This is a genomic window from Bacillus sp. AFS059628 (assembly GCF_002571225.1).
GTDB lineage: Bacteria > Bacillota > Bacilli > Bacillales > Bacillaceae_G > Bacillus_A.
This window is the reverse complement of sequence record NZ_NVEC01000010.1, coordinates 1-10,602: the sequence shown is the minus strand read 5'-3', so window position 1 is coordinate 10,602 and position 10,602 is coordinate 1. Positions and strand designations below refer to the sequence as shown.

The following is a 10,602-nucleotide window of genomic DNA, read 5'->3' as shown; positions in this document are numbered from 1 at the left end:
CCACCCAATCCATGCTTAAAAGGTATTATTATGTATTTTTTATAAAATTGGGAACTTGTCTAGAACATAGAACCTGTCCTTTTCATTAACTGAAAGTAGAAACAGATAAAGGAGTGAAAAACATGTTCTCTTCTGATTGCGAATTTACTAAAATTGATTGCGAGGCAAAACCAGCTAGTACACTACCTGCCTTCGGTTTTGCTTTCAACGCGTCTGCACCTCAGTTCGCTTCATTATTTACACCATTACTATTACCTAGCGTAAGTCCAAACCCAAATATCACTGTTCCTGTAATAAATGATACAGTAAGTGTCGGAGATGGCATTCGAATTCTACGAGCTGGTATTTATCAAATCAGTTATACATTAACAATTAGTCTGGATAACGCACCTGTTGCACCAGAAGCCGGTCGTTTCTTCTTATCATTAGGTACACCAGCTAACATTATTCCTGGGTCAGGTACAGCGGTTCGATCTAACGTTATTGGTACTGGTGAAGTAGATGTATCCAGTGGTGTTATTCTGATTAACTTAAACCCTGGCGATTTAATTCAAATTGTACCAGTTGAGTTAATTGGAACTGTAGACGTTCGTGCTGCAGCATTAACAGTTGCACAAATTAGCTAGTAAAAAGCGGTATTTCTTCATTAGAAATACCGCTTTTTATATGTATAATAAAAAACACTCACAGTAACATGAGTGTTTCATTCTTCATAGTGTTTTATTGTGTTCTTCTTTTTCCCGCAATTACATCCTTTTTTCTTTACAAATCCTTGTTGTTGTAACTGTTCTTGATATGCCTGTTGTTGTGCTTGGTGTTGTTGCTGTATATGATACCATTGCTGCAGGTCATATGAATTTTGCCTTGGATTATTGCTCACAGCAAACATCTCCTCTACTGTCAATTCTGTCTATTTACTATATGAACAACTCTTAATTTCCGTTCCCTCCTTCTTTTAAACTCCGCTTTTTCTCTTATTATGAAAATATATTATTCTCCCATAAAATATCCTGTAATCGTTTCAATGATTGCTGCTGCTCCTGCAATAGCTAATAATGCAAGTAACGGCTCTGCAACGATAGGGATCCAATTATATAAAACTAATAAAAAAGCACTAACCCATACACCTGTACACCAATAACAACTTAATAATTCGCCAATCCACTTTCTTAACCCTTTCCCTTTTACTTTTGTAAAAGTTGATACACTTCCATCCGGCTCTGTAATCTCTAATTCATCAATAAACGGTCTTCGCAAAAAAGCTGTAATTTTATCATACACAATTAAACGAGTGAGCCTAAAAGCAGCTAACGCGAAAATAAAAAATAAAAGCCAACTTGTAAACAGCATGATTCCACCTTCCCTTATCTTCTTTCGCCTATTTAAAAAAAAAGGTCTTGAGATTGTGACCAAATCTCCTCGACTCCAATATCTTATTAATGTAAATACAAACAAGAAGATAAGGAGTGACATTAATGAGTTGTAACGAAAATAAACACCATAGCTCTTCTCATTGTGTAGTTGACGTTGTAAAATTCATCAATGAATTACAAGATTGTTCTACAACAACGTGTGGATCTGGTTGTGAAATTCCATTTTTAGGTGCACACAACACTGCATCAGTAGCAAATACACGCCCTTTTATTTTATACACAAAAGCTGGAACACCATTTGAAGCATTTGCACCATCCGCAAGCCTTACTAGCTGCCGTTCTCCAATTTTCCGTGTGGAAAGCGTAGATGACGATAGCTGTGCTGTACTACGTGTATTAAGTGTAGTATTAGGTGATGGCTCCCCTGTACCACCTACTGATGACCCAATTTGTACGTTTTTAGCTGTACCAAATGCAAGACTAGTATCGACATCTACTTGTATTACTGTAGATTTAAGCTGTTTCTGTGCGATTCAGTGCTTACGCGACGTTTCTATCTAATAATGAAGTAAACTAAAAAACTATTGGGGTGGTAGAAGCATTCTACCACCTTTACATATTTAAAAGCCTGCCATACTAATCGATTGGATATCCTCTATAGATAACCGAATATCTCTCATACTATTTGGCGGCATAATGGATACAATGCCATTACGATACGATATGATCGATCCAACATATGAGACTGTAGCTGTTTTTATTCTGCACCTTACTTTCGGAATGTAATGAGGGCGGTTTAATAAAAAATGAATTTTCTCTTCATTATTCATATCCTTAAATGATTTATTATACGGGACAGTTCTCACTGGCTCTTGCTGTTCTTTCTGTTCTTTCTGTTCTTGTTGCTCTTGTACTTGTTCCTCTTCTTCTATTGTTTCTTCTACTTGTTGCTCTTCTTGCTGTTCTATTACTTCTTCCACAGCACTACTTACAACATTTTCGTTTCTATTACTTTCCTCTTTTCGATCCTCATTTTCAAAGTTTGTTAAGATAATTCTTTTTATTTTCGGTGCAGCAAGTTCCAAATTTACTTGCGCAATATATAACAACGGTTTTCCAACTGTTGAACTTTTATTTTTATTCTTCACACTCGTCCCTCCCACTTCCATACGTAGCTGAATAAATCGTGTACTATTATAGTTATATTCATAACGTGGTAAGAACTTTCGTTAAAAATCGTTCTTTCTAAGAACAAATAAAAAGGACAATCTCAACATGTAGAGATTGTCCTTTAAAAATTCATATTATGTTTATCCTAAGATATGATATCCTGAATCAACGTGAATGTTTTCTCCTGTTACACCGCGTGCTAAATCACTGAATAAGAATACTGCTGTATCCCCAACTTCTTCCGGAGTTGTTGTACGGCGAAGTGGTGCGCGCTCCTCAATTTCTCTTAAGATTGAGTTAAAGTCGCCTACACCTTTTGCAGATAACGTACGAATTGGCCCTGCAGAAATTGCATTAACACGAATGCCGTGCTGACCTAAATCGTTAGCTAAATATTTTACGCTCGCTTCTAATGAAGCTTTCGCAACACCCATAACGTTATAGTTTTTCACAACGCGCTCGCCGCCAAGATATGTTAACGTTAAAATATTTCCGCCTTCTGTCATTACTTTCTTCGCTTCTCTTGCTACAGCTGTTAAAGAGAATGCACTAATATTTTGTGCAAGTAAAAATCCATCGCGAGAAGTATCTACAAATTCACCTTTTAAGTCGTCACGATTTGCAAAAGCAATACAGTGTGCAACACCGTGAATTGTACCAACTTCTTGCTTAATTGTTTCAAAGCAAGCTGTAAGTTCTTCATCATTCGTTACATCACAAGGTAATACAAGTGATTCTTGTCCTTCTAATGTGTCCGCTAATTCACGAACGTTTCTCTCCAAACGTTCTCCTGCATATGTGAAGATTAATTTTGCACCTGCATTATGCAAAGAGCGAGCAATTCCCCATGCAATACTTCTTTGGTTCGCAACGCCCATAACAACAAATGTTTTCCCTTGTAATAGTTCCATGATATATCCTCCCAGAAATACTTATACTTGTTATTAGTACCTGATACTATAATTATAGTAACATAAAACCTCTTAAAGGCAAACAAAAAAGTCATTAACTTAAAATTGTTAATGACTTTTGGTTTCTATAAAAAAACGCTCTAATCCTTCTTCCCAAGAAGGCATTTGCAAAAAACCATTTAATCGTAGCATGTTATGTTGGAAAATAGAATATTTCGGCCTTGCTGCTGCAGCCCCAAATTCTTCGGTTGAAACAGGTAACACATTCACCTTCATATTTGCATACGAAAATATTTTCTTTGCAAATTCAAACCAAGAACATGATCCTGTATTGGATACGTGATACGTACCGTATAAAGAAGTATGAATGAGCTTATTAATCATCACATTTAAATCCGCCACATACGTAGGAGAACCGATTTGATCCGCTACAACAGATATTTCTTCTCTTTCTTTCCCTAATCGTATCATCGTTTTCACAAAATTATTTCCATACTTACCATATAACCACGACGTACGAACGATAAAGTATTTATTATGTAACTCTTTGACGAACTGCTCTCCCGCATATTTAGAAGCCCCGTATATATTGATCGGCGCCGGATTATGAAATTCATCGTACCCCTCCGGTCTGTCGCCTTGAAATACATAATCCGTACTAATATAAACTAACTTCGCCCCAACTAATTGTGAAGCAACCGCTACATTTCGAGCCCCTATTGCATTTATTACATAAGCAAGATCTCGCTCTTTCTCAGCTTGATCAACCTTCGTATACGCTGCACAATGAATAATGATATGTGGCCTTATTTCTTGTACCACTTGCTGCACTTGGGATATATTTGTTATATCTAGTAACTTTTTATCAAATGGATATATGTCATATTCTTCAGGATTTAACTCTTCTTGTAGTTGCTTCCCTAATTGACCATTTGCTCCTGTTATGATAACCCGCTCTTTCATTTATATGCCCCTTACTTTTTTAATGGTTTCCACCATTCCTCATTCTTCTCATACCATTGCACTGTTTCTTGTAATCCTTGCTCAAACGTATACTTCGGTTCCCAATCAAATTCATTCTTCATTTTCTCTGCGTCAATCGCATAACGACGGTCGTGTCCTAAACGGTCTGTCACATATTCAATATCTTTTTTCGTTTTTCCTAAGAGAGTAATAATTTGCTCCACAACTTCTACATTTGTTTTTTCATTATTTCCGCCTATATTATATACCTCTCCTACACGCCCCTTATGCAGAACAACGTCAATCGCACTACAATGATCTGTTACATGTAACCAATCTCTTACATTTAATCCATCGCCATATAACGGTAATTTTTTTCCTTCGAGCGCATTCGTAACCATTAACGGGATTAATTTTTCAGGATATTGATACGGCCCATAGTTATTGGAACAACGCGTTACTATAACTGGTAATTGATATGTTTTATAATAAGCTAAAGCTATCATATCGGCGCTCGCTTTGCTTGAAGAATATGGACTATTTGGAGCTAACGGTGTTTCCTCGGTAAATCGCCCTGTTTTTCCTAACGAGCCATACACCTCATCCGTTGATACTTGTACGAGTTTAATATGCGGATATTTTTTTACTAACTCTAGTAAGGTGACTGTCCCAATTACATTTGTATCATAAAAAGGGATTGGATTTTCAATGCTACGGTCCACATGTGATTCAGCTGCGAAATTGACAATTACTTGCACATCACGTTCCTTAATAACATGCTCCAGCAGCTCTCCATTTTGAATTTCCCCTTTTACAAAATAGTAATTCGGATGATCTTGAATAGACTTTACATTATTTAAGTTTCCACTATATGTTAATGCATCAAAATTAATAATTTTATATGTTTCATAGCTTTGTAACATATAATGTACAAAATTGCTTCCAATAAATCCGGCCCCACCCGTTACTAATATATTCATATAACAACTCTCCTACTCAAAAGCTATCTTCACATTCCTGAAGTAATGGTAATATTCGATCTTTATCAGACAAAATAGGACTTGTTACCGGCCATGGAATTGCTAATTCTTTATCGTTCCAAAGTACCCCTGAGTCATGATCGGCACTATAATACTCATCTACTTTATACATAACAATCGTATGCGGGACAAGTGTACAAAAACCATGTGCAAATCCTTTTGGTACGAATAATTGCCGATGATTATCCGCGCTTAAAATATATCCTCTCCACTGTTTAAACGTTGGTGAATCTTTTCGCAAATCAACGATAACGTCATAGATTGCCCCTTGCATAACTTGAATAAGTTTCGTTTGTGCTTTCGGATTTTTTTGAAAGTGTAATCCGCGAATCGTTCCCGCTTCCGCTGAATACGAAACATTATCCTGTACAAATGAATGCGTAACCCCTAATGTTTCTAGCACCTTCTTATTATAACTTTCAGTAAAAAAGCCACGATCATCTCCAAATAACCTCGGTTCCAACAATTTTGCGTCGGTAAAGTTTGTTTCTATAACTTTCATATTCTCACCTATTCTCCGTTAAACTGTTTACCAAAGTTTATATCCCGTGCTAACGCATTCGCTCTTTGAAGAGAAACATGAGTTCCCGCATCAGTCCACCAACCGCTCATTTCATTATAAGTAAGTACCCCTCGCTTTAAATACCAATTATTGATATCTGTAATTTCAAGTTCTCCCCTTGCGGAAGGTTTTAATTCTTTTATATAAGAAAAGACTTTCGAATCATACAAGTAAATTCCTGTAACTGCATAGGAACTTTTCGGCTCTTTCGGCTTTTCTTCAATTTCAATTATTTTGCGGTTTTGAATATTTGCTACGCCAAATCTCTCCGGATCATCTACAGATTGCAGCAGTACTTTCGCACCTTCTTTTTGATTTGTAAACTCTTCAACATACGGACGAATATCATCTGAAAAAATATTATCACCTAATATAACTACCATGCGATCATTCCCAACAAAATCTTCACAAAGCCCTAATGCTTGTGCAATTCCGCCAGCTTTATCTTGCACACGATACGTAAAGGACACGCCAAACTCTTGACCGCTCCCTAAAAAACTAACAACATCTCCCATATGCTCTTTACCTGTAATAATCATAATATCTGTAATTTCGCATTGTTTTAGCTTATATACCGCATGATAAATCATCGGATACCGACCAACAGGAAGTAAATGTTTATTCGTTACTTTCGTTATTGGATATAATCTCGATCCAGTACCACCTGCTAAAATAATTCCTTTCACTTTGCATCTCTCCTTTATGATGGAGATAATATATCTTTGTAATGTTCTACAAACACTTTCCGGTACTTCTCATATGTATCCGCATCAAACTCATCCCCGTTGTAATGAATACACCATAAATTCGCTTGATTTGGAATACCGATTAAATAACCAGCCCTTTGAAATTCTAAAGACTGTGACACATCATAAAAGTGAAACCCTTGAAACAAATCTTCTCGCCACGGAATATCATACTGCGTTGCCATGAATAAGCCATCAATTGCCTGAACTGACAAAAATGGTTGATTACCATAAAAAACCTGATCTAAATTTAATAATTGATAATTCCGTCTTCTATACTCAATCACTTTCCCTACTAAATTTTTTCCTTCCCACCATATCCCGTTATTCGGTAAAAACTGAGCCCCAGCGACTCCTATTAAACCAAGCTTTTCATTTTCTTTAAAAAGAGATATAAGTGTAGAAAACATGTCTCGATTAATAAGATATGTATCTTGATGTATATACACTTTGTATTTCGCTGGATATGAAAGGGCTCGGTTGTATGCACTTGCCATACTTTGTGCATCTCGTATCGGAAAAATTTGCACCACATAACCTGGGGGAACAAAAATGTTTCTTATTTGGCTCTCACATTGTTTGAAAAGCTCCTCATTATTTACACAAACAACGACTAATATTGTATGATCTTTCATTTTTGTCCCCCCTTTTATTCTTCCTTATTTACATCTGACATATATTGTTCCACAAATATTTTCCGATACTTTTCATAGTTCGTCATATTCACATCAAAATGATAATGGATACACCAAGCATCACGCTGTACAGGTACACCAACTGTATATCCTGCTTTTTTAAATTCAAATGATTGAGATACATCATAAAAATCGAATCCGTCAAATAAGTCTTCTCGCCACGGAACATCATATTGTGTCGCCATTAATAAACCATCAATACATTCTACAGGAATAAATGTTTTTGATTCATGATACGGTTGTTCTAAACTTGCCATATAAAACACATCATTCATATAACCAATGACCTTTCCTACAATTCCACGCCCTTCGTTCCATACACCAGTTGGAGGAACATATTGCGCTCCAACCATCCCAATCATACCAAGGTGTTCATGTTCCTCAAATAATTGAAGTAATCCGTATAAAAAAGCCCTATTTATAATAAAAACATCTTGATGTAAATACACTTTATACTTCGCTGGATGCGAAATGGCTTGATTGTATCCACTCGTCATACTTTTCGCATTTCGAATCGGCATAAATTGTACAATATACCCTGGCGGTACTAACAATTGCAATATATGTCGCACGCAGTTTGCATACAATTTCCGATCATTTATACATGTAACAAATAATATTGTTTTGTCTGCAGTACTCATAATTGTGATTTTTCAGCTTCAATAATATACTGAAATACAACTGTCTCAGCCATGAAGCCACTTCCAAGACGATATTTTTTACAAATTCCATATAACTCCTCAATAAGCGGCTCATACATTTTGTGATCAACATATACACGATCTACTTTACTAATAATATATCCTGCTTTTAAAAACATTCTTAGCATTTCATTAAATGTAAAAAAACGAATATGTGTTTTATCTAATAAACCATATTCTGTATACGTCCAGTTTCCGGCAAGTAAGGGAGCTAATACTGAAATATGAGCAACGTTTGGTATACTTGCTAAAATCACACCATTTTTCTTTATATATGGCTTTACTTTTTCTATCACAGCCCACGGATCAAATAAATGCTCTAATACATCTCCAAATATGACGCAATCAAATTGTCCCTCCTCATAAGGAAGATCTATTTTTTCTATATCCCCTAAAATAACATGATCTAGTCTTTCTTTCGCTTTTTCTGCCGCCTCTGGAAATGCCTCAATTCCTGATACACGTGTACCATTTTCTTTAATAGCTGCTCCCAATGCACCGCCCGAGCAACCAATATCAAGAACTTCTTTCCATTCCTTTTTTATATGCTTTAATAAATTCGGATTCGCTGCATTATAATAATGCTCGGATTTTTCTTCATATAAAGAACTTTTTTCGCGATTCATTTCACACACTCCTTATGCAAATTGAATTAGAAATATAAATCTCATATGAATTCTATAAAGTGCAGATTTTGTCATCCTCCACTGATTATTAGCCCACAAATAGCAGTATAAAATCTTTTATCTATATTGGTTACGTTACTGATACTCTAATATATAACCAATCTATTAGAGTTAGAATAAAGATAAATCATTTCTAAAAAATGAAACCTATTACACTTTATATGGTTTATCAAAAACCCCCCGAAAATATTTACGGTTATATTCAATTGCAGCATTATTCGGAACATAAGAAGCTGCTAATTCATTGTAATAATACGCTTTATCCTGCTCTCCTAACCTGCTATAACAAATACACATTTGTAAATAGGGTAGCCATGTGTAGCTAGCTGGACTATGGAAAGGACTTTCCGTTGCCATTGGTACTTCCGTTGCAAGTTTAAACCAAAATATCGCTTCATTATATTTTTCTTGTTCCATATATATATATCCTATTCTTGTACAATTCTCTCCTCTAGGGACGTCATACCGAAACGACTTCACACAAGATTCGATTGCCTTCTCCCACATTCCGAGCTTCGCATAGCAATCTCCTAGCTTACCACATGCATAAATTTTTTCTTCATACCATCCTTCGTCTTGATTAAGAAATGTTTCATATAGAAGAACTGCATCATCATATTTTTGGTTATCCGTAGATTCATTTGCGTAATAAAATAAATCTCTCGGACTCAATTCTTCACCTGCAGCTACAGTATTTTGAAAAATTTTCAAATTACGATCTGTTACTTTTTTTTCTTTTTTATGTGTAATAGCAACATTACTACTAAAAACCTCACCAGAAATAGCTAAATACTCATGAACCTTTCCAAACCATTGAAATTGTTTTTCACGCTTTACAAGTCGATTTCTTTTTGTACAATATAAAGGTTTCCCGTTAGAATCCATTGCAAGGTGATAAGGCATCGAAACAGCATCAATTTTAGGATCTATTTCTCTTTTTAAAAGTTTCAATGCTTCTTGAGCATCTTCTAATAATACGTCATCTGCATCTAGCCACAATATATACTCTTGCGTCGCTTTTGAAAAAGAAAAATTTCTTGCTGCTGCAAAATCATCAATCCACTGGAAATCATATATGTTAGAAGTGTATTTCTCTACGATTTCTTTCGTTCGATCGATGGAACCTGTATCAACCACTATAATTTCATCCACAATTTTTTCAACTGAGTCTAAACAACGGGCTATTGTCTTCTCCTCATCTCGAACAATCATACATAAACTAATTGTAATTCCTTGCTTGTTCAACATAATCACCCTCTTCCAAATCAATCATATGTTATACATATACTAAACTTTCCATTTTTTTAAATTGTTCAAGTAGTTTAAGATTTCTTTTCAATAATTTAAATGTCCGTGTCATTTTCTTTCGGTTTTGCATCTACTATATAATGAACGCTTTATGGAGGTGAATTTATGTCAAATAATAATTATTCAAATGGATTAAACCCCGATGAATCTTTATCAGCTAGTGCATTTGACCCTAATCTTGTAGGACCTACATTACCACCGATACCACCGTTTACCCTTCCTACCGGACCAACTGGACCGACTGGACCGACTGGGCCGACTGGGCCGACTGGGCCAACTGTACCAACTGGGCCAACTGGACCGACTGGGCCGACCGGGCCAACTGGGCCAACTGGGCCAACTGGACCAACTGGAGACACTGGTACTACTGGACCAACTGGGCCAACTGGGCCAACTGGAGCAACTGGAGACACTGGTACTACTGGACCAACTGGGCCAACTGGGCCA

15 protein-coding genes are annotated in these 10,602 nt (G+C 36.1%); 3 read left to right on the top strand and 12 right to left on the bottom strand.

What is annotated here, in order from left to right:
- The first annotated feature begins 122 nt into the window (after positions 1–122).
- Complete coding sequence (gene exsF, locus COL05_RS06040; RefSeq protein ID WP_098667940.1) at positions 123–626, top strand: exosporium protein ExsF; 504 nt, start codon at positions 123–125, stop codon at positions 624–626.
- 77 nt (positions 627–703) lie between these two features.
- Here exsF and COL05_RS06035 read toward each other — a convergent pair whose 3' ends face one another.
- Both COL05_RS06035 and COL05_RS06030 read right to left on the bottom strand, forming a co-directional pair.
- Positions 704–889 carry a cytochrome C oxidase subunit III gene (locus COL05_RS06035; RefSeq protein WP_098667939.1) on the bottom strand — a complete coding sequence of 62 codons (186 nt, stop codon included), beginning with the start codon at positions 887–889 and terminating at the stop codon, positions 704–706.
- 101 nt (positions 890–990) lie between these two features.
- Complete coding sequence (locus COL05_RS06030) at positions 991–1,350, bottom strand: DUF1360 domain-containing protein (RefSeq protein ID WP_000899662.1); 360 nt, start codon at positions 1,348–1,350, stop codon at positions 991–993.
- 125 nt (positions 1,351–1,475) lie between these two features.
- Here COL05_RS06030 and exsY point away from each other — a divergent pair, with 125 nt between their 5' ends.
- Positions 1,476–1,934, top strand: coding sequence for an exosporium assembly protein ExsY (gene exsY, locus COL05_RS06025; RefSeq protein WP_098667938.1), 459 nt, complete (start codon positions 1,476–1,478; stop codon positions 1,932–1,934).
- A gap of 59 nt (positions 1,935–1,993) precedes the next feature.
- Here the strand turns inward: exsY and COL05_RS06020 are convergent, their stop codons facing one another.
- From COL05_RS06020 to COL05_RS05975, 10 genes are all read right to left on the bottom strand, one after another.
- Entirely contained in the window at positions 1,994–2,542 is a 549-nt protein-coding gene (locus COL05_RS06020; protein ID WP_098667937.1) for a spore coat CotO family protein, read from the bottom strand.
- A gap of 141 nt (positions 2,543–2,683) precedes the next feature.
- Positions 2,684–3,454 carry an enoyl-ACP reductase FabI gene (gene fabI / locus COL05_RS06015; RefSeq protein WP_000421885.1) on the bottom strand — a complete coding sequence of 257 codons (771 nt, stop codon included), beginning with the start codon at positions 3,452–3,454 and terminating at the stop codon, positions 2,684–2,686.
- A gap of 108 nt (positions 3,455–3,562) precedes the next feature.
- Positions 3,563–4,417, bottom strand: coding sequence for a dTDP-4-dehydrorhamnose reductase (gene rfbD, locus COL05_RS06010; protein ID WP_000664670.1), 855 nt, complete (start codon positions 4,415–4,417; stop codon positions 3,563–3,565).
- 11 nt (positions 4,418–4,428) lie between these two features.
- A complete protein-coding gene (gene rfbB / locus COL05_RS06005) occupies positions 4,429–5,397 on the bottom strand; it encodes a dTDP-glucose 4,6-dehydratase (protein WP_001024141.1) in 969 nt (322 codons plus the stop codon).
- A gap of 16 nt (positions 5,398–5,413) precedes the next feature.
- The gene (rfbC, locus tag COL05_RS06000; protein WP_098667936.1) at positions 5,414–5,959 is read right to left on the bottom strand and encodes a dTDP-4-dehydrorhamnose 3,5-epimerase; all 546 of its coding nucleotides are present in this window, start codon (positions 5,957–5,959) and stop codon (positions 5,414–5,416) included.
- A gap of 8 nt (positions 5,960–5,967) precedes the next feature.
- Entirely contained in the window at positions 5,968–6,705 is a 738-nt protein-coding gene (locus tag COL05_RS05995) for a sugar phosphate nucleotidyltransferase (RefSeq protein ID WP_000676176.1), read from the bottom strand.
- 14 nt (positions 6,706–6,719) lie between these two features.
- The gene (locus COL05_RS05990; protein WP_000651527.1) at positions 6,720–7,400 is read right to left on the bottom strand and encodes a glycosyltransferase family protein; all 681 of its coding nucleotides are present in this window, start codon (positions 7,398–7,400) and stop codon (positions 6,720–6,722) included.
- A 14-nt stretch (positions 7,401–7,414) separates the two neighbouring features.
- Entirely contained in the window at positions 7,415–8,101 is a 687-nt protein-coding gene (locus tag COL05_RS05985) for a glycosyltransferase family protein (RefSeq protein WP_098667935.1), read from the bottom strand.
- Positions 8,098–8,787 carry a class I SAM-dependent methyltransferase gene (locus COL05_RS05980; RefSeq protein ID WP_001078426.1) on the bottom strand — a complete coding sequence of 230 codons (690 nt, stop codon included), beginning with the start codon at positions 8,785–8,787 and terminating at the stop codon, positions 8,098–8,100. The genes COL05_RS05985 and COL05_RS05980 overlap by 4 nt, the downstream gene beginning before the upstream one ends.
- A gap of 210 nt (positions 8,788–8,997) precedes the next feature.
- Complete coding sequence (locus COL05_RS05975; protein WP_000932920.1) at positions 8,998–10,095, bottom strand: glycosyltransferase; 1,098 nt, start codon at positions 10,093–10,095, stop codon at positions 8,998–9,000.
- Positions 10,096–10,260: 165 nt separating this feature from the next.
- Between COL05_RS05975 and COL05_RS05970 the strand changes: the two genes are divergently transcribed.
- Positions 10,261–10,602, top strand: a 342-nt coding sequence (locus COL05_RS05970; RefSeq protein WP_142337371.1) for an exosporium leader peptide-containing protein, incomplete at its 3' end; no start/stop codon positions are given.